At 62.4% G+C, this 19,212-nt stretch carries 16 protein-coding genes; 6 read left to right on the top strand and 10 right to left on the bottom strand.

Going from position 1 to position 19,212, the window contains the following annotated elements; genetic code table 11:
• The 4 genes from BLP82_RS14120 to BLP82_RS14105 all read right to left on the bottom strand — a co-directional run bounded on the left by BLP82_RS14120 (position 1) and on the right by BLP82_RS14105 (position 4,347).
• Complete coding sequence (locus BLP82_RS14120) at positions 1-1,299, bottom strand: MFS transporter (protein ID WP_092168796.1); 1,299 nt, start codon at positions 1,297-1,299, stop codon at positions 1-3.
• A gap of 92 nt (positions 1,300-1,391) precedes the next feature.
• The gene (locus BLP82_RS14115; RefSeq protein WP_092168793.1) at positions 1,392-2,366 is read right to left on the bottom strand and encodes a sugar kinase; all 975 of its coding nucleotides are present in this window, start codon (positions 2,364-2,366) and stop codon (positions 1,392-1,394) included.
• A complete protein-coding gene (locus BLP82_RS14110; protein WP_092168790.1) occupies positions 2,359-3,141 on the bottom strand; it encodes an apurinic/apyrimidinic endonuclease family protein in 783 nt (260 codons plus the stop codon). The genes BLP82_RS14115 and BLP82_RS14110 overlap by 8 nt, the downstream gene beginning before the upstream one ends.
• A gap of 180 nt (positions 3,142-3,321) precedes the next feature.
• Positions 3,322-4,347 (bottom strand): LacI family DNA-binding transcriptional regulator, encoded by a 1,026-nt coding sequence (locus BLP82_RS14105; protein ID WP_092168787.1) that lies wholly within the window; start codon positions 4,345-4,347, stop codon positions 3,322-3,324.
• 243 nt (positions 4,348-4,590) lie between these two features.
• Here BLP82_RS14105 and BLP82_RS14100 point away from each other — a divergent pair, with 243 nt between their 5' ends.
• Positions 4,591-6,744 carry a WG repeat-containing protein gene (locus BLP82_RS14100; protein WP_092168785.1) on the top strand — a complete coding sequence of 718 codons (2,154 nt, stop codon included), beginning with the start codon at positions 4,591-4,593 and terminating at the stop codon, positions 6,742-6,744.
• 49 nt (positions 6,745-6,793) lie between these two features.
• On the opposite strand, the gene BLP82_RS14095 is transcribed toward BLP82_RS14100, so the two are convergent.
• On the bottom strand, positions 6,794-7,147 hold the full coding sequence (locus BLP82_RS14095; protein ID WP_092168782.1) for a hypothetical protein: 354 nt from the start codon (positions 7,145-7,147) through the stop codon (positions 6,794-6,796).
• 430 nt (positions 7,148-7,577) lie between these two features.
• Here BLP82_RS14095 and BLP82_RS14090 point away from each other — a divergent pair, with 430 nt between their 5' ends.
• Complete coding sequence (locus tag BLP82_RS14090; RefSeq protein ID WP_092168779.1) at positions 7,578-12,446, top strand: NAD-glutamate dehydrogenase; 4,869 nt, start codon at positions 7,578-7,580, stop codon at positions 12,444-12,446.
• Positions 12,447-12,629: 183 nt separating this feature from the next.
• Here BLP82_RS14090 and BLP82_RS14085 read toward each other — a convergent pair whose 3' ends face one another.
• The 3 genes from BLP82_RS14085 to BLP82_RS14075 form a co-directional block, all read right to left on the bottom strand.
• On the bottom strand, positions 12,630-13,034 hold the full coding sequence (locus BLP82_RS14085) for a cupin domain-containing protein (protein WP_092168776.1): 405 nt from the start codon (positions 13,032-13,034) through the stop codon (positions 12,630-12,632).
• A 347-nt stretch (positions 13,035-13,381) separates the two neighbouring features.
• The gene (locus BLP82_RS14080; RefSeq protein WP_092168773.1) at positions 13,382-13,675 is read right to left on the bottom strand and encodes a putative quinol monooxygenase; all 294 of its coding nucleotides are present in this window, start codon (positions 13,673-13,675) and stop codon (positions 13,382-13,384) included.
• Positions 13,676-13,796: 121 nt separating this feature from the next.
• The gene (locus BLP82_RS14075; protein ID WP_092168770.1) at positions 13,797-15,230 is read right to left on the bottom strand and encodes a MocR-like pyridoxine biosynthesis transcription factor PdxR; all 1,434 of its coding nucleotides are present in this window, start codon (positions 15,228-15,230) and stop codon (positions 13,797-13,799) included.
• Positions 15,231-15,425: 195 nt separating this feature from the next.
• Here BLP82_RS14075 and BLP82_RS14070 point away from each other — a divergent pair, with 195 nt between their 5' ends.
• Positions 15,426-15,866, top strand: coding sequence for a carboxymuconolactone decarboxylase family protein (locus tag BLP82_RS14070; protein WP_092168767.1), 441 nt, complete (start codon positions 15,426-15,428; stop codon positions 15,864-15,866).
• A 180-nt stretch (positions 15,867-16,046) separates the two neighbouring features.
• On the opposite strand, the gene BLP82_RS14065 is transcribed toward BLP82_RS14070, so the two are convergent.
• Positions 16,047-16,388 (bottom strand): hypothetical protein, encoded by a 342-nt coding sequence (locus BLP82_RS14065; protein ID WP_092168764.1) that lies wholly within the window; start codon positions 16,386-16,388, stop codon positions 16,047-16,049.
• Positions 16,389-16,593: 205 nt separating this feature from the next.
• Between BLP82_RS14065 and BLP82_RS14060 the strand changes: the two genes are divergently transcribed.
• Genes BLP82_RS14060 through BLP82_RS14050 form a run of 3 tightly spaced genes read left to right on the top strand, consistent with a single transcriptional unit; the run spans position 16,594 to position 18,747 of the window.
• Positions 16,594-17,226: a secretin and TonB N-terminal domain-containing protein gene (locus tag BLP82_RS14060; protein ID WP_092168762.1), complete on the top strand. Its 633-nt coding sequence runs from the start codon at positions 16,594-16,596 to the stop codon at positions 17,224-17,226.
• On the top strand, positions 17,223-17,768 hold the full coding sequence (locus BLP82_RS14055; RefSeq protein ID WP_092168759.1) for a sigma-70 family RNA polymerase sigma factor: 546 nt from the start codon (positions 17,223-17,225) through the stop codon (positions 17,766-17,768). The genes BLP82_RS14060 and BLP82_RS14055 overlap by 4 nt, the downstream gene beginning before the upstream one ends.
• Positions 17,769-17,805: 37 nt before the next feature.
• Positions 17,806-18,747 carry a FecR family protein gene (locus BLP82_RS14050; protein WP_092169077.1) on the top strand — a complete coding sequence of 314 codons (942 nt, stop codon included), beginning with the start codon at positions 17,806-17,808 and terminating at the stop codon, positions 18,745-18,747.
• 145 nt (positions 18,748-18,892) lie between these two features.
• On the opposite strand, the gene BLP82_RS14045 is transcribed toward BLP82_RS14050, so the two are convergent.
• Positions 18,893-19,212 (bottom strand): integrase core domain-containing protein (locus BLP82_RS14045; RefSeq protein WP_139197836.1); only part of this gene is annotated, 320 nt, incomplete at its 5' end.

Below are 19,212 nucleotides of genomic sequence, written 5' to 3'. Positions count from 1 at the left end.
TCAGGAGCGGGCGGGCGCCGGGTTTGGCGTCGCGGAGTGGGAGACGGTCCGGTCGCTGGCGCCGGGCTTGAGGGCGAGGGTCAGCACGACCGACAGCAGCAAGGCGCCGCTCATCAGCAGGAAGGACATGCCAGGGGAGCCGGTGGTGCCGTTGAGGTAGCCCACCAGGTACGAGCCGCCAAACGAACCCAGCGCGCCCATGCTGTTGATCAAGGCCATGGCGCCGCCGGCGACATTGGCCGGGAGGATTTCCGGAACGATGGCGAAGAACGGACCGTATGGTGCGTACATGCAAGCGCCGGCGACCACCAGCAAGCCATAGGACCACCAGAAGTGCTCGGCCCCCAGCAGGTAGGAGGCGTAGAACGCGATGGAGGCGATCAGCAGCGGCGGCCAGACAAAACGCTTGCGCTTCTGCGCCTTGTCCGACGCCCAGGACACCACCAGCATGCCGATCACCGCCGCCAGGTACGGCAAGGACGACAGCCACCCGGCCTCGACCATGTTCATCTGCAGGCCGGCCTTGAGGATCGACGGCAACCACAGCACAAACCCGTAGACGCCGATGCTCCAGCAGAAAAACTGCAACGCCAGGATGATCACCTTGGGAGAGCGGAAGGCTTCGGCGTAGTTTTTCACCGCCTTGATGCCGACCTGTTCGGCCGCCAAGGCACTTTCCAGATCATGTTTTTCCTGGTCGCTGAGCCACTTGGCCTGGGCCGGGCGATCATCGGCCAGGCGCCACCAGACAAAGGCCCAGAGCACCGCCGGCAGGCCCTCGATGATGAACATCCAGCGCCAGTCGAATTGCTGCACCAGGTAACCCGAGACCACGGACATCCACAGCATGGTCACAGGGTTGCCGAGGATCAGGAAGGTATTGGCGCGCGAGCGTTCGGCCCGGGTGAACCAGTGGCACAGGTACACCAGCATCGCCGGCATCACCGCGGCCTCGACCACTCCGAGCATGAAGCGGATCACGATCAGCCAGTAGGCATTGGCGACCACACCCGTCAGGGTCGCCAGCGAACCCCAGAGGATCAGGCTGACGAAGATCAGCTTCTTCACGCTGTGCTTTTGCGCGTAGATCGCCCCCGGGACCTGGAAGAAAAAGTAGCCGAGGAAAAACAGGGCGCCCAGCAGCGACGAGAGCCCCGGGGTGATCATCAGGTCCTCGGCCATGCCCGAGGCGGCGGCAAATCCATAGTTGGCCCGGTCGAGGTAGGCCAGGCTGTAGGTGATGAAGACGATGGGCATGATGTACCACCAGCGGCGGGTGGCGAGGTTGAGCGTTTGCATGTCGTTGACTCCTGAGCTTGTTGTTTTTGTTGCAGCAGGTGTGTTTTGTGGTGGCTCTATCGCGAGCAAGCTCGCTCCCACATGGGATCGAGTTAACCCCTGTGGGAGCGAGCTTGCTCGCGATTGGCGGTTTCAAATTCAGCCAATAACTCAATGCGAGTCGGCAATCCCTCCATGTCTCCGCGGCTCTGCACCGCGCGGCTGCCAATCCAGTTGGCGCGTTGCACGGCCTCGGTGATGGCCCGGCCTTCGAGCAATGCGCTGATCAGGCCCACGGCGAAGCCATCACCGGCGCCCACGGTGTCCACCACTTGGCTCACCGGCACGCCAGGGATGACGCCCTGGTCCAACGCCGTGCGGTAATAAGCGCCTTCCGCGCCGAGCTTGATCACGACGATTTCGGCACCTTGGTCCAGGTAGAACGCGGCGATGTCGGCCGGGTCGTCGAAACCGGTCAGCAGCCGGCCTTCGCCGAGCCCCGGCAAGACCCAGTGGGCGAGGGCGGCGAGGCGATTGATTTCAGTGATCATCGTCGACTCGCTGCTCCATAGGCTTGGCCTCAGGTTGGGGTCGAACGACAGGCTGCGGCCGGCCGCGCGCATACGGCTCATCAATTCAAAGGACATCTCGCGGGCCGTGCCCGACAGCGCCGGGACGATGCCGGTGGCGTGCACATGACGGGCGTCAAGCAGCGCTGGCGCGATGGAGCCGATCGACAGATGACTGGCCGCCGAGCTGCGCCGGAAATACTCGACTTGCGGGTCGCTGCCATCGACGGTAAGGGACTTGAACTGGAAGCCGGTGGGGTGCTCCGGGTCGACCGCCACGTGGCGACAATCCAGGCCCTCGTTTTCCAAGGTCTGCGTCACGAACCGCCCCAGGGAATCGGCGCCGACCCGACTCAGCCACGCCACCTTGAAGCCCAGCCGCGACAGACCGATGGCCACGTTGCTGTCGGCCCCCGCAATGCGCTTGTGGAACTGGTCGACGCAGGCCAGGTCACCGCGCTGATCCGCCACCAGCATTGCCATGGTTTCGCCGAACGACAACACATCGAACTCAGACATGGGCAGGCTCCTGGCGCGATTGCCCGAGGCGGGACAAGGTGGCGACATGGTGGGCGGTCAATTGCAGCAGGTCATCGTCCTGCAGTGGGTATTCGGCGGCGCGCATCACGCCGGCGGGCATGTGTTTGAGCAGTTGTTCCCACATGTGCAGGTCGGTCACGGCCGGAGGCACGGCGACGAGTTTGCCGTCGGCGCGCCGGGCCACGGCCTTGCAGTGCACATACGCCACATAGCGTCCGAGCTGGCGGGCGGCCACGGCGGCCGATTGGTCCTGCCATTGCCAGTTGCCAATGTCGAAGGTCATGGCGATGGGCAGCGCCTGGTGCTCCACTGCGGTGAAGAATCGTTGCAGCGGCTCGATTCGCCCGCCTTGCAAGGTCTGGTCGTTTTCCACCAGCAACTGCACCGGGCTGACGGCGAGCACCTGGGCCAGTGCCGACAGGTCATTGGAGTCGGTGAAATGCCCGAGGGAGACTTTCAGCCAGGTCGAACCGAACGCCTCGCCGCGTTGCAGGGCCAGCGCCAGGGCGGGGTTGGGCCTGGACTGGCCGGCGAGCCACAGTTCCAGAGGTGACGAAAAAATACTCTGCAGCCCCTGGGCCCGGGCAGCGGCGGCCAGTTCAGCGGGCTGTTCGGTGGTGAGCAATTCTTCGCGCCATTCGATGCGCGAGGCACCGGCGGCGGCCAACAGATCGATGAAACGGCCTTGGCCATGCTGCCGCACCAGGTCGGCGCCGTAGCTGGAAAGACTGATGGAGACGGGTGGGTTGTGCATTGTTGTTATACCTCTGAAACCGGTTTCAGTTCTATTCAAAAAAAGGGTTCAAAAAAAAGCGTTCAAAAAAAGGGGGTGTGCTTTAGGGCCTCATCGCGAGCAAGCTCGCTCCCACAGGGATCTTCAGTGCGCCACAGATCCCGTGTGGGAGCGAGCTTGCTCGCGATAGGGCCCTCACCATCACCGACCATTCCCAAGCGTCGACCCACGCTCAATCAACCGCGCCGCAAAATCCAGGGTCCGCACCGGCCCGTTGTCACCGCGCAAGCGCTTGAGCAGGCATTCGAACGCGCTGGCGCCGATCTGCGCTGTCGGTTGGGCCAGGGCCGTGATGCCGCTGCCCACCAAGGGGTACCAATCCAGGTCATCGAGGGCGATCAGGCCCACGTCGTCGAACAAGTGACAACCCAGCTCGCGCAGCACCGTCGTGGCGGCCAGGGCGGCAATGCCATTGGCGCAGAACAACGCCTTGGGGCCATGGCCAGGCTGGGCAAGAAAAGTCTTGATACGCGTGGTCAACTGATCAGAGGTTTCCACCACGGTGCCGGCCAGGGCAGGCCGCCGTTGGATACCAGCCTTGAAACTCTCGACCCGCTCGATTCGCGAACTGGTGCCGTCGAACGGTTCGGTCACCAGCAACAGATCGCGGTAGTCCCGTTGTTCGAGGTGATCGAGGGCCATTTCGATGGCCGCCGGGTTGTCCAGCCCGACCAGGTCGCTGTCGAGGCGATCGACCTTGCGATCCACCAGCACCAGGGGCATTTCGCTGCGCAGTTCGAACAGTTCGTCACGGTGGTGACCCAAGGTGTTCACGATCAACCCTTCGATGTTGTAGGCGCGCAGCAACGCCAGGTGCTGGCGTTCCTGCTCGTCGTCGCGGTCGGTGTTGCACACCACCAGGCTATAGCCATGGCGACGACAGGCGGTTTCCACGCCATGCATCACGGCAATCGAATATGGGTTGCGGATATCGGCCACCAGCATGCCGATCAGCCGTGTGCGCCCGCGCTTGAGGCCGCGGGCCATCTGGTTCGGCCGGTAGCCCAGCTCGCTGATGGCCTGCTCGATGCGCCGGGCGATGGCCTCGGAGAGCAGGGCTCGGTCTTCGCCAATGAAACGCGAGACACTGGCCTTGGAGACCCCGGCGCGTTCGGCGACGTCGAGCATGGTCACGCGGTTGCGCTGGGCGGCGGAGAAAGAAGTCACGGATTGAAACCTGCTTATTGGATTTATTAGTGGCTCTGAAACCGGTTTCAGGAAACACCAGAACCCAATCGGTCGTCAAGGGCTGCGTGTGGCAGGCACGACCGGTGGTGCTTCGCTTGCGTCGGACAGTGGCGACGATCCAGGCATGTTTTCATCAGCGCCGGGCCACCCAGGGGATTTGCAGCGCGCAAGGCCGTGTGCTTAGCTGCCTGTCTCCCCAGCCCTTTGACTGCCGAAACCACCATGAATTTTACCCAGCCTCGTTTGAGATTGCTGTCGATACTGAGTGTGACCTTGTTGGTGGTGGGCTGTGCGTCCTATTACCTGTTTCGCCACAGCGGCGCGCCGGTAGATGAAGGTTTCGCCGCCGAGCAACTGAACGAAGGGGGCATGGAAGACATCGGTACGCTGGCAGCGCCCGAGGTGGAAAAACGCCTCAATTACTTGATTCAGGACACTGGTGAAACCCTCAGGTCCCTGGAGCTGATCAGCGACGCGCAATTGAGCCTGACCCTTTCGACGAGCGAGCCCGACGACGAGCAGCCATTGCAATACGAGCCGCTGTTTGTCCCGTTCACCAGCGCGCAACTGAAAGCTGAGCTGGCGTCGATTCAAGGCTTGCGTTTTACCCAGCGGCTGTTTGCCGAGGGTTCCGAGGTGCGGCTCGATACCAGCCGCCTCGATTCACTCTGGAGGCGCGCCGCCACGCCGGAGGAGCCGGCGGCCGAGCAGTACCTGCCGCAGCGCCTGCGTTTTCGCGATGGCAGCGAAACAACCTTCGCCGAGCTCAAGGTGTCGCCCCAGGTCGAGTCCGACGACACGATCTCGTCCCATGACGCCTTCGCCCTGTCGGTGAACAAATCCCTGGCGAGTCTCGGCCTGACGGTCGCTTACCGCAGCTACCCGGCCTTCAAGAAAGTGGTACTGGACAAGGATCATCCGAAAGTGACCCTGGACGGCGGTCAGTCCTTCCAGCTCACTGCCCTGGGTGATGACAGCGCGTCCGTGCGGTTGAGTACACCGAAATTGTCGACCTTCGTGGTGCAGGGGCTGGATGACGCGGGCAGGGCGCTCTACAGCAACGGTAACAACTCCCGGGCGTTCCCCTCCGATGGCGATATCGCGGCGTTGCATGAGTATTACAACGCGCTGTTGCAGACCAAGGACGATCTCAAGCAGCTCAAGACCGGCCAGGCGGTGCAACAGCAATTGCAGCGCTTGACCGAGGCGCTGGCCGCTCAGGCGGGTCCGTTGAAAAACACCGAGGTCGACTATCGATTCGAGGCCACCCCGCAACGTATCGTCATCCATGTGCTCGATCCGATGGAAGACAACACCGTTGAGTTCGCCCAGGTCGACAACGTCCTTGCAGCACAAGCGCGTTACATTGCCCTGGACCGGAACGCCGAGCGCTACGGCTTCATCGATCAGGCTGGCCAGTGGTTGATCAAGCCCCGTTGGGTGCAGGTGCAAGATAGCCAGATGGCCGATACCTACACATTGTTTTCCCCGGAGAAGTCCAGCGACCCGGAGTCGGAGTGGCAGGCGTTGCGCAGCCAGCTCGCCTACTTCCCCGCCGGTAGCAACAAACTCGTAGACCTGCCGTTCGAATACATCACCGAGGCGTTGAGCAATGGCCTGCTGTTGGTCGAGCGCGAAACCAACGGCCCTTACGGGCTCTATGATGCCAAGCGTCATCGTTTCGTGTTGCCGATGAAATTCGTCAACCCTACCGTGACCGACAACGTGTTCATCGCCCGTCTCGGCAAGCGAACCGATGTCATGGAAGGCCTGTACGGCGCCTATACCCTGGACGGCAAAGAGATCTTGCCGACGCAGTTCTCGGGCATCGAGTACCGCGAGGGGTTGCTCTACGCCAGCTCCGCTGATCGGAGTCGTCAAGACGTGTTCGACCTGCAAGGTAAACGGATCAACCTTCAGGGGGACAACGTGATAGGTCGGTTTGTCGGGCAACAACCGCTATTGGTGCAAGACACTAAAAGCCGGAAATTCGCTTTTATCGATCGCCAGGGCGCGCGGCTACCCATCAAGTTGCCGTATGACGAAGTGACGCCGTTTTCCAACGGCATGGCGGTGGTCGGACGCGATGGCAGCTACGGTGCCATCGACCTGGCGGGCAGGTTGCAGGTCCCGCTGGATTACAACCAGATCAGCGCGTTCCAGACCCACTACGCCGCGGCCATCCGGGCCGATGGTGGTTCCGGCCTGGTCTTGATCAGTCGGGACAACAAGGTGATCAAGGAACTGGGGTCCTACACCAGCCTGGACGTGCCGGATAACGGCAATGAGGCTCGTTATTACGTGAGGGACCCGAATAACAGTGACGAGTACCTGGTTTATGACGCCGATGGCAATCTCGTGAAGAAAGACGGATAAAGGCGGATGCACTGATTCCTCGCCACGGGAGCGTGTTCGTGTCCGGATCTCAGAGCTGGCTTATATAGGTCCCCGTCCCCTTGAGGATGTTCTGCAGCGTCAATTCCACTTCCGCCAGGTCCGCCGTATCGGTGTCGTGGGTGATCTCCAGCACATCGTCGCCGTTGAGCGCATCGGCATCCGCCGGGGCAATTTCAATCAGCAAGCGGGTCGGGCTGAGGGTGACCTTGACGCCGTCCAGTGTCGAAGGCTCTCCATCGAGGGCGATTTCCAGTTCGTCTTCGTCGGGGTAGCGCGTCATCAGGAACATTTCGCCCTGGGCGCTGTGGCAGCAGAGCATGGCCATGTTGTCTTCTTCTTCATCACACGGGTTGGCGATCAGAAGGGCGGTGGTCATTTGCATGGTGATGGCTCCAGGATCGAGTGCACCTGCGGGGGTGCAAAAAGTGGATTCTGCCAGCCCGAAGGATTTTCTGCTGGTTTACCGCCTCGGGGTGCCGTTTGGCCCCCAGCCTGCTAGGGTTGTTCGGTGCGTACCGGCTGTTTAGCTAGCCGATGACCGAATATGTCGCAGCGCTGCAAGCAGGCAGGTTGTCGCACTCGTTAAGCTGCGCAACGGATGTGCACCTGCCAAGGCCACCTCAGGGTGGTTTTTGCAGGTGTCCATGACATGAAATTACATGGAAAAGGATGTGACCTGCGGGTCCTGTCCAGCTTCACCCACCTGTCATCCTGTTTCCTCTGCCCGAGAATCAGGAACGGGGTGGCCGACAGCCCCGCAGGGGTTGCACGCGACGCTTCAATCAATAACAAGCCCAAGCGGAGTACCACAGATGGCGTTCTTCACCGCAGCCAGCAAAGCCGACTTCCAGCACCAACTGCAAGCGGCACTGGCGCAGCACATCAGTGAACAGGCACTGCCACAAGTGGCGCTGTTCGCTGAACAATTCTTCGGCATCATTTCCCTCGATGAACTTACCCAGCGCCGGTTGTCCGACCTCGCCGGCTGCACACTGTCTGCCTGGCGCCTGCTTGAGCGCTTCGATCACACGCAACCGCAGGTGCGCGTGTACAACCCCGATTACGAACGCCACGGCTGGCAGTCGACCCACACGGCCGTGGAAGTGTTGCACCACGACCTGCCGTTCCTGGTGGACTCGGTCCGCACCGAGCTGAACCGTCGCGGCTACAGCATCCATACCCTGCAAACCACTGTGCTGAGCGTGCGTCGCGGCAGCAAGGGCGAGTTGCTGGAAATCCTGCCAAAAGGCACCCAGGGCGACGACATCCTGCAAGAGTCGTTGATGTACCTGGAAATCGACCGTTGCGCCAACGCCGCCGAACTCAACGTCCTGAGCAAGGAACTTGAGCAAGTGCTGGGCGAAGTGCGCGTGGCTGTGGCCGATTTCGAACCGATGAAAGCCAAGGTCCAGGAAATCCTCGACAGCCTGGACAGCAGCGCCTACGCCATCGACGCTGATGAAAAGAGCGAGATCAAGAGCTTCCTGGAATGGCTGGTGGGTAACCACTTCACCTTCCTGGGCTACGAAGAGTTCGTGGTGCGCGATGAGGCCGACGGCGGTCACATCGAGTACGACCCCGATTCGTTCCTCGGCCTGACCAAATTGCTGCGCGCCGGCCTGACCGCCGAAGACCTGCGCATCGAAGACTACGCCGTCGCCTACCTGCGCGAGCCGACGCTGTTGTCGTTCGCCAAGGCCGCGCACCCGAGCCGCGTACACCGTCCGGCCTACCCGGACTATGTGTCGATCCGCGAAATCGACGCCAGCGGCAAGGTCATCAAGGAATGCCGTTTCATGGGCCTGTACACCTCTTCGGTGTATGGCGAGAGCGTGCGGGTCATCCCGTACATCCGTCGCAAGGTCGCGGAAATCGAGCGTCGCTCGGGCTTCCAGGCCAAGGCGCACCTGGGCAAGGAACTGGCCCAGGTGGTCGAAGTACTGCCCCGTGACGACCTGTTCCAGACCCCGGTGGACGAGCTGTTCAGCACCGTCATGTCCATCGTGCAGATCCAGGAACGCAACAAGATCCGCGTGTTCCTGCGCAAAGACCCGTATGGCCGTTTCTGCTACTGCCTGGCCTACGTGCCACGTGACATCTATTCCACCGAAGTGCGCCAGAAGATCCAGCAAGTGCTGATGGATCGCCTGAAGGCCTCGGACTGCGAGTTCTGGACCTTCTTCTCCGAATCCGTACTGGCCCGTGTGCAGTTGATCCTGCGGGTGGATCCGAAGAATCGCCTGGACATCGACCCGCTGCTGCTGGAAAAAGAAGTCGTGCAGGCTTGCCGCAGTTGGAAGGACGACTACGCCAGCCTGGTCATCGAAAGCTTCGGCGAAGCCCAGGGCACCAACGTGCTGTCGGATTTCCCGAAAGGTTTCCCGGCCGGCTACCGCGAGCGCTTTGCCGCGCACTCGGCCGTGGTCGACATGCAGCACCTGCTGAACCTGAGCGAAAAGAACCCGCTGGTCATGAGCTTCTACCAGCCGCTGGGCCAGGTCTCCGGCCAGCGCGAGCTGCACTGCAAGCTGTATCACGCCGACACGCCGCTGGCGCTGTCCGACGTGCTGCCGATCCTGGAAAACCTCGGCCTGCGCGTGCTGGGGGAATTCCCGTACCGCCTGCGCCACACCAACGGCCGCGAGTTCTGGATTCATGATTTCGCGTTCACCGCCGCCGAAGGCCTGGACCTGGACATCCAGCAACTCAACGACACCTTGCAGGATGCCTTCGTCCACATCGTGCGTGGCGATGCCGAGAACGATGCGTTCAACCGCCTGGTGTTGACCGCCGGCCTGCCATGGCGCGACGTGGCGCTGCTGCGTGCCTACGCCCGTTACCTGAAGCAGATCCGCCTGGGCTTCGACCTGGGTTACATCGCCAGCACCCTGAACAACCACACCGACATCGCTCGCGAACTGACCCGGTTGTTCAAGACCCGCTTCTACCTGGCGCGCAAGCTCAGCGGCGACGACCTGGAAGACAAGCAACTGCGCCTGGAGCAGGCGATCCTCTCGGCCCTGGACGACGTCCAGGTGCTCAACGAAGACCGCATCCTGCGCCGCTACCTGGACCTGATCAAGGCCACCCTGCGGACCAACTTCTACCAGACCGACGCCAACGGCCAGAACAAGTCCTACTTCAGCTTCAAGTTCAACCCGCACCTGATCCCGGAACTGCCCAAGCCCGTACCGAAGTTCGAGATCTTCGTCTACTCGCCACGGGTCGAAGGCGTGCACCTGCGCTTTGGCAACGTTGCCCGCGGTGGCCTGCGCTGGTCCGACCGTGAAGAAGACTACCGCACCGAAGTGCTGGGCCTGGTAAAAGCCCAGCAAGTGAAGAACTCGGTGATCGTGCCCGTGGGCGCCAAGGGCGGTTTCCTGCCACGTCGCTTGCCGCTGGGCGGCAGCCGGGACGAGATCGCGGCCGAAGGCATCGCCTGCTACCGCATCTTCATCTCGGGCCTGTTGGACATCACCGACAACCTGAAGGACGGCGCGCTGGTACCGCCGGCCAACGTCGTGCGTCATGACGACGATGACCCGTACCTGGTGGTCGCGGCGGACAAGGGCACGGCGACCTTCTCCGACATCGCCAACGGCATCGCCATCGACTACGGCTTCTGGCTGGGCGATGCGTTCGCCTCCGGCGGTTCGGCCGGCTACGACCACAAGAAAATGGGCATCACCGCCAAGGGCGCGTGGGTCGGCGTGCAGCGCCACTTCCGCGAGCGCGGGATCAATGTCCAGGAAGACAGCATCACCGTGGTGGGCGTCGGCGACATGGCCGGCGACGTGTTCGGCAACGGCTTGTTGATGTCCGACAAGCTGCAGCTGGTCGCGGCCTTCAACCACCTGCACATTTTCATTGATCCGAACCCTGAGCCTGCCAGCAGCTTCGCCGAGCGCCAGCGCCTGTTCGATCTGCCGCGTTCGGCCTGGACCGACTACGACACCAGCATCATGTCCGAAGGCGGCGGTATCTTCTCGCGCAGCGCGAAGAGCATCGCCATCTCGCCGCAGATGAAAGAGCGCTTCGACATCACGGCCGACAAGCTGACCCCGACCGAGTTGCTCAACGCCTTGCTCAAGGCGCCGGTGGACCTGTTGTGGAACGGCGGTATCGGTACCTACGTCAAGGCCAGCACCGAAAGCCACGCCGATGTCGGCGACAAGGCCAACGATGCGCTGCGCGTGAACGGAAACGAACTGCGCTGCAAGGTCGTGGGCGAGGGCGGTAACCTGGGCATGACCCAATTGGGTCGCGTCGAGTTCGGTCTCAATGGTGGCGGTTCCAACACCGACTTCATCGACAACGCGGGCGGCGTGGACTGCTCCGACCATGAAGTGAACATCAAGATCCTGCTCAACGAAGTGGTGCAGGCCGGCGACATGACCGACAAGCAGCGCAACCAGTTGCTGGCGAGCATGACCGACGAAGTCGGTGGCCTGGTGTTGGGCAACAACTACAAGCAGACCCAGGCCCTGTCCCTGGCGGCACGCCGCGCCTTCGTGCGGATCGCCGAATACAAGCGCCTGATGAACGATCTGGAAGCCCGGGGCAAGCTGGACCGCGCCATCGAGTTCCTGCCGACTGAAGAGCAACTGGCCGAACGTGTCGCGGCGGGCCATGGCCTGACCCGTGCCGAACTGTCGGTACTGATCTCCTACAGCAAGATCGACCTCAAGGAAGCGTTGCTCAACTCCCTGGTACCGGACGACGATTACCTGACCCGTGACATGGAAACCGCGTTCCCGCCGACGCTGGTGAGCAAGTTCTCCGAGGCCATGCGTCGCCATCGCCTGAAGCGCGAGATCGTCAGCACCCAGATCGCCAACGACCTGGTCAACCACATGGGTATCACCTTCGTTCAACGGCTCAAGGAGTCGACGGGCATGAGCCCGGCGAACGTGGCCGGTGCCTATGTGATCGTGCGCGATATCTTCCACCTCCCGCACTGGTTCCGGCAGATCGAAGCCCTGGATCACCAGGTCTCGGCCGACGTGCAACTGGAGCTGATGGACGAGCTGATGCGCCTGGGGCGTCGCGCCACGCGCTGGTTCCTGCGCAGCCGCCGCAACGAGCAGAACGCGGCTCGTGACGTGGCGCACTTCGGTCCGCACCTGGCGGCGTTGGGCCTCAAGCTCGACGAACTGCTGGAAGGCCCGACCCGTGAAGGCTGGCAGACCCGTTACCAGGCCTATGTGGCCGCTGGCGTGCCGGAGCTGCTGGCGCGCATGGTTGCCGGCACCACGCACCTGTACACCTTGCTGCCGATCATCGAGGCGTCCGACGTCACCGGCCAGAACGCCGCCGATGTGGCCAAGGCTTACTTCGCCGTGGGCAGTGCCCTGGACATCACCTGGTACCTGCAACAGATCAGCGCACTGCCGGTGGAAAACAACTGGCAGGCACTGGCCCGTGAAGCGTTCCGCGACGACATCGACTGGCAGCAACGGGCGATCACCATCTCGGTCCTGCAGGAGGGTGACGGTACCCAGGACGTGGAAACCCGCCTGGCGCTGTGGCTGGAGCAGCATCACAGCATGGTCGAGCGCTGGCGTGCGATGCTGGTGGAAATCCGTGCCGCCAGCGGTACCGACTACGCCATGTACGCGGTGGCCAACCGCGAACTGCTGGACCTGGCGTTGAGTGGTCAGGCGGTCGTGACGGCCAACTGATCCGGCGTTGAATGAAAAAGCCCCGCATTGAGAGATGCGGGGCTTTTTTTGCTTTCAAGATTCACTGTGGCCCCTTGTGGGAGCGGGCTTGCTCGCGAATGCGTCGGGTCAGCTTGCACAAGTGTTGGATGTGCCGCCGTCTTCGCGAGCAAGCCCGCTCCCACAGGGGATTGCGTTGATCCGTTAGTTTCTCAGCGGTATCAATACCGCTTCATCCTCTCCCATCACCATGAACACCAGCAATTTCGCCGGTTGGCTCGTGCTGGCGTTTTTCGACACCTGGTGCTCGGAACCCGCCGCTTCATACCAGAATTCCCCGGCCTTGTAGGTCTTCGCCGGCTCGTCCTTGACCTGGGAGGTGATGGCGCCTTCCAGCACATAGGCCATGGCCGTGCCTTCGTGTTTGTGGGCAATGGACGCTTGGCCGGGGGCATAGTTGACGGTCAGCATCATGGCTTTTTTGCCTGGAACGTTTTTCAACAGTTGTTCCTGCAATACCGTGACTTTTTCCGAAGGTGTGGCTTCGTGGGCGTAGGCTTGGGTAACGGGCAGCAGGCTGATGACAGCGAACAGATAGAGGGTTTTCATGGGGCATGGACCTTGGTGGTTTCGAGTGATTCGCGCGTCACGGCGATGGGTTCACCCTAAGCCCCAGGGTGGGGCAAGCAAACGTCCAATCTTTCGGAAGGTGGGTAGACCAATGGGTGAGTACGAATTTACAGCGGGCTGGCCAGTGCAATTAGCTGGCGTGCACCGTTGTGGCGAGGGGATTTAGCGAAACGTCGCACCGCCCCGTTGGGCTGCGAAGCAGCCCTAAAATTTGCCACACAGGTGTGTCAGGCAAACTGCATCCAGCTTTTTGGGTCTGCTTCGCAGCCCAGCGGGGATAAATCCCCTCACCACAATCTGGCCGGGCAGGAATAAAGCGGCGCCTTTCAGACAACCGGAAAGCTATTGAAATCCACGCTTCGAGCCAGGCGGTTGTCGATCAGGCTGATGAATCCTTGCACTTCCGGGCAGTTGAAGTGGGCTTGCATGGCCGCTTCCGAGTGCCAGCGGGCGCTGACATTCCAGCGGTCGCCATCGTCCGGGCAACGGTCGACCATGTAGGCGTCGCAGCCTGGCAGGGCGCGCAGGGTCTCGACGATTTGCTGCAATTGCCGGCCCAGTTCTTCCGAGCGACCGGCGGCGGCTTGCACCTGTACGGTATTGATCACTTGGCGAGACATTGTTTCAGGCTCCTGAATCAAGTCGGACGGGGGTGTTCATTCGTAATGACACCCGTGCAGGATAGGCCTGGCGGCGCGAGGCTCAAACAGCCAATGGGCGGATAAATGCCCAGTCCAATCCTCAGGCCACCTGCTGCAGAATGTCGCGCAAACGGTCGAGGGCGATGTCGATGTCCAGGGTTTCGATAGCACCGAAACCGAAAAACAGGCCCGGCCGTACGGGCACATCATTGAAAAAACCGTCGAGGCTGTAGAGCCCGACCTCAGCTTTTTTCGCCAGCTCGATCACCAGCGCCAGGTCCACCGGGACCTTGCACAACACGGCCATATGAAAGCCGGCGGTGGTGGGCACGGCTTCGAACCAGGGCGACAGGTCCCCGGCCATGCGCGCCAGGATCCGCTCGCGACGCCCGGCGTACAGGGTGTGGCAGCGGCGGATGTGCTTGAGCAGGCAGCCCTCGGCGATGAACTTGGCCAGTGCCCATTGGGGCAGGGTGGAGGTGTGCTGGTCGGTGAGACGCTTGGCCAGGATCACCGCTTCGAGGATCGACGGCGGCAGGATCGCGTAGCCAAGCCGCAGCTCCGGCAGCAGGGTCTTGGAGAAGGTGCCGACGTACGCGACGATCCCACGCTCATCCAGGCTCTGCAACGAATCGGCGGGCCGGCCTTCGTAGCGGAATTCGCTGTCGTAGTCGTCTTCGATGATGATCGCCCCCAGCCCATAGGCCCGCGCCAGCAAGGCCTCGCGGCGGGCCTGGCTCATGGGCATGCCCAGGGGAAACTGGTGAGAGGGCGTCACATAAATCAGCCGCGTGCCGTCGGGGATCAGGTCTACCCGCATGCCTTGCTCGTCCACCGGCACCCCGGCCACCGTGGCGCCCTGGGAGCCGAACAGCAAGCGTGCCGGCGGATAACCCGGATCTTCCATGGCCACCAGGCTGCCGGGACGGGTCAACACCCGCGAGATCAGGTCCAGGGCCTGTTGCGCGCCGTTGCACACCACGACGTCTTCGTCCTGGCAATTGACCCCGCGGGAAAACGCGATGTGCCGGGCAATGGCATTGCGCAGCGACGGCAGGCCTTCGGGCTGGCTGTAGAAACCCTTGGCGCTGGCGATCTGGCGCAGCGCGTGGGCGGTGCAGCGCCGCCAGTCGTCCAGCGGAAACTGTCCCTTGCCGGTGGCGCCGCCGATGAAGTCGTAGCGCAACGCACCTTCGAGGGTGGGGTGGCGCATCAGGTCCGGCATGGTGCGCCAGGCCTCGACGACGTCGGCGCCGGCCAGCTCGCGGTGGCTTTGCTTGCGCACGACTTTGGCCGGCCGCGCATTGACGTAGGTGCCTTTGCCGATGATGCCGGTGAGGAAGTTCTCGTAGGTCAGTTGGGCGTAGGTGTCGGAGACGGTCTTGCGCGAGACACCCAGTTGCTCGGCCAGCAGGCGACTGGGCGGCAGTTGGGTGCCGGCGGCCAGGCGGCCACTCTCGATGGCGCTGCGCAATTGTTGATACAACTGGCCCGACAGGTCCTTGCGGCCGTTGATGACAACATGAAGTTCCATACCCGCAAGCTCCTGGGCGATTGTTCAGTGGCCAGCGTCAAAGGCGCAAGATTACCCGCATTGTGCGACTGCATAGAAGTTGCGTGGGGAAAATCCCGTCCATTGGACTTGTCCCCGGTTTTTTCGCCGAATTGGACCTGTCATTGCCCGGCACCAGGGCCTACCGTGAAGGTCTCGAACACCACGGAGCCCGCCATGAGCCCGCGTCTGGATTACTACATCGCATCCCCCGGGGCGATGCGAGCCATGATCGGCCTGGAAGCCCTGACCAGTCGCCTGAGTATCGAAGCGACGCTGCTGCATCTGATCAAGATCCGCGCCTCGCAACTCAATGGCTGTGCCTTCTGCACCGACATGCATTCGGTGGAGGCGCGACGCCAGGGCGAGACCGAGCGGCGGCTCTACGCGGTGGCGGTATGGCGCGACAGCGGTTTCTTCACGACTCGCGAACGCGCCGCCCTGGCTTGGACCGAGGCGGTGACGCTGTTGGCTGAAAGCCTGGTGCCCGATGACGTCTATGCCCAGGCCCGGGCCAGCTTCAGCGAGGAGGAACTGGTGGACCTGACCCTGGCGATCAGTACCATCAATAGCTGGAATCGGCTGGCGGTGAGTTTTCGCCAGAGTCCCAGCGCTTGATTGCCAATCCTGAAGGAGACTGTGGCGAGCTGCTTTTGTGGCGAGGGGATTTATCCCCGTTGGGCTGCGTAGCAGCCCCAAAAACAAAGAACTCAATCTATCTGACATACCGAGCTGTCAGGCTTTAGGGCCGCTCGCGCCCCAACGGGGATAAATCCCCTCGCCACAAAAGCGGCGTCGTTACTTGAGCAGCGGCGAGGTCCCCGAGGTAGCCGGCGGCCGTTGGGGCTTGACCGAAGTGCCGAATGTATTGCCCATGCGCACCCCCGTGGCGGCCGGGGTGGCCAGGCCGATGCTGTTCGGTGCGCGTTCGTTGACCGGCACGTTCATGGCATCCTGGGCCTGTTGCGCCGTTTTCGCGGCCTGGGGGTCGTTGCCCATCTGCCGACTCAGGCAGTTGTAGTCGGGGGTCTTGTAACCCCCCACGGTCACCTCGATACAGGCCGGGGCTTCTTCACCCTGGGCCCAGGGCAGGGCCATGAACAGCCCGAGGCCAGCCATCATGTTCATCCACTGTTTCATCTCCGACCTCCTGGCCCGCCGCTACGGACGGTGCGTTGTCAGAGCATCAGTCTAGTGCGGCCTGGAGGATTTGTATCAGTTGTCATACGACATTCATAAACACCCCTCAGGATGACGATTTTCAACGGATACGTCAGTCGTGCAGCAGGGCAGAGCCAGGGGCGGACGCGGACGTGGATTGGCCAGGGCGCCCTTGGGGTGGCTGATGGTGTTGCTGTGTCTGCTGGCCGGGCCGATCCAGGCGGTGGGCTTGGTGGACCTGGACATCGCGCCCCAGGAACTGACCACGGCGCTGGAGCAGTTCAGTCGCGCGACGGGCATGGCGGTGCTGGTGGACCACCAGCTATCGAGCCGACGCCAGACGCTGGGCGTGCAGGGGCGGTTCACCCCCTCCGAAGGGTTGCGGGTGTTGCTCGGCGGCACCGGGCTGACGGCGCATTATGCCCGGGCGGATGCGTTCACGTTGCAGCCGGTGCGGGTCCGCGAGGTGCCGCTGCCTGCCGGTGTCACCCCGGGCTTGAGTGACAGCAACTATGCGGCAGCCATCCAGACGGTCATCCAGCGCAATTTATGTCGTTCACCGTTGACCCGTCCGGGCAGTTTTCGGGCGGTGCTGCAAGTCTGGATCGGCCGGGACGGCGTGGTCCAGCACAGCCGCCTGGTCAGTTCCACGGGCGACCTGATGCGGGACAAGGCCCTGGTCAACAGTTTGCAGAACCTCAGGATCGACCGTCCGGCGCCCAGTTCGTTGCGCCAGCCGGTGACCCTGCTTTTGTTACCCGACTCATCAGGAAAAAGCATGGAATGCATGACAGGGGAAGGGGTGTCCGGGCGATGAAAGACGTCGGTCGCAGCCCGTTGGTGAAGTTGTTCCTCACCTCCTATGAGGATTTCAGGGTGCGCCTGCGCAGGCGCCTGGGCTCCGAGGAGCTGGCCAACGACGTGCTGCATGAAACCTACTTGCGTGTCGATCGCATGGTCGACACGCCGGACATCGCCCAGCCCAATGCCTATCTGTACCGCATGGCCCTGAACATCGCCGCCGACCGTCGGCAGGCCGATGCGCGCTTGCTCACGGGGGATGAAATCGAGGAACTGCTGCAGGTCTCGGATGAGGCGCAGGACCCGGCGCGGGTGGTCGGTGGGCAGAAGGAGTTGCAGACCTTGCTCAAGGCCTTGTACGAACTGCCGGCGCGCCGTCGCAGGATTTTCATCGCCGCCCGCCTGGAAGAAGCGCCGCACCTGGAAATCTCCCAGCGCTTCGGTATTTCCACGCGCATGGTGGAGAAGGAAATCAAGGCGGCGCTGGGGCATTGCGCCCTGCGCCTGGAAAGAAAAGTCATTCAGCGGTTCGGTCCCGGCGCGGGAAAACCGTCTTGAGAGTAGAGACCCGACCCTTTCATGAGTGTGTGTGCGCTTGAACATCTTCAGCATCGCTTCCCCTGATGCCACGCCCCAGGCCCGATTGGCCAGCGAGGCCCGAGATTGGCTGATCCTGCTGACCTCGGGACGCGCCACCGTGGCCGATGCCCGGGCCTTGCGCCTGTGGTGCGGGCAAAGTCCCGAACATGCGCAGGCCTTTGAACAGGTCAAGGCGTTGTGGCATGGGCTGCAACCCGCCGCCGCAGCGTTGCAGGCGCCTCGGCATTTCGGCCGTCGGGCGTTGTTGGGTGGCGCCCTCGCGGCATCGGCGGCCTTCCTGTTGATCCGCGCCACGGTGCCCGGCGGTGTTTCCGGGCTGGGGGCCGACTACATCACCGAGGTTGGCGAACAGCGCCGAGTGGAATGGGTCGAGGGTGTTAGCCTGGAGCTCAACACCCAGACCCGTCTCAGCCGTCGCGCGCTGGCCGATGGCGGACAGGGGTTGGAATTGCTCAGTGGCGAAATTGAAGTGCAGGGGCGCAGTGCCCAGTTGGTCAGCGTCCAGGCCGGCACCGGTTGGATCAGCGCCGCCCGGGCACGCTTCAACATCCGCTACACCGGCCAGAGCGTCTGCGCGACCTGCCTGGAGGGCGTGGTGCAGGTCGAGGTGCAAGGCCAGCGGTTTCGCCTGGAACCGGGCATGCAACTGACTTACGACCCTCACCAGGTGGGCGCGCCCAAGCGTGCCGATGTGTCGGCCGCCATTGCCTGGCGTGAGCAGGTGCTGGTGTTCAACGATGCGACCCTGGCCAGCGTCATCGATGAAATCAACCGCTACCGTCCCGGCATGTTGCTGCTGCTCAACCGCGAACTGGGCCAGCGCAAGGTCCAGGCACGGTTTCGCCTCGACCAGTTGGCGGGCGTGGCGCTGTTGATCCGCGATGCCTACGGCGCCAAATGTACCGAATTGCCGGGTGGAGTGGTGGTGCTGAGCTGAGGCCGGCGATGCCTGGCGGGCCTCATCGCGAGCAAGCTCGCTCCCACAAGGGGCCCTGTGTTGTGCCCAAAACTTGAGGTCACCCGTTAACCCTGTGGGAGCGAGCTTGAACTGGTCAAGTAATCCCGGACACCGATTACGGTGTTTATGCCGCTTTTTGCTCCATGGCTATTGGCGACAGGTAGTTGTTGTAGCTGTGGAGCCTGGTGCGGTTGTAGTACATGAAGAAACGCACCATGTCCGTTTTTGCCTCCTCGATCAGGCTGTAGCCATTGCGAGGTACCCACTCTGACTTCAGCGTGCCGAAAAAACGCTCTGTTGGAGCGTTGTCCCAGCACTGTCCCCGATGGCTCATGCTTTGCACAATGCCGTGGCGGGTCAGTTCTTCTTGAAACTTGCGACTGGTGTACTGACATCCTTGGTCTGAGTGAAACATCAGCCCTGGGGGACACGTTCGTACCGCTG

The organism is Pseudomonas sp. NFACC37-1, from assembly GCF_900101575.1.
GTDB lineage: Bacteria > Pseudomonadota > Gammaproteobacteria > Pseudomonadales > Pseudomonadaceae > Aquipseudomonas > Aquipseudomonas fluorescens_AA.
This window is presented reverse-complemented; position numbering and strand designations above follow the sequence as displayed.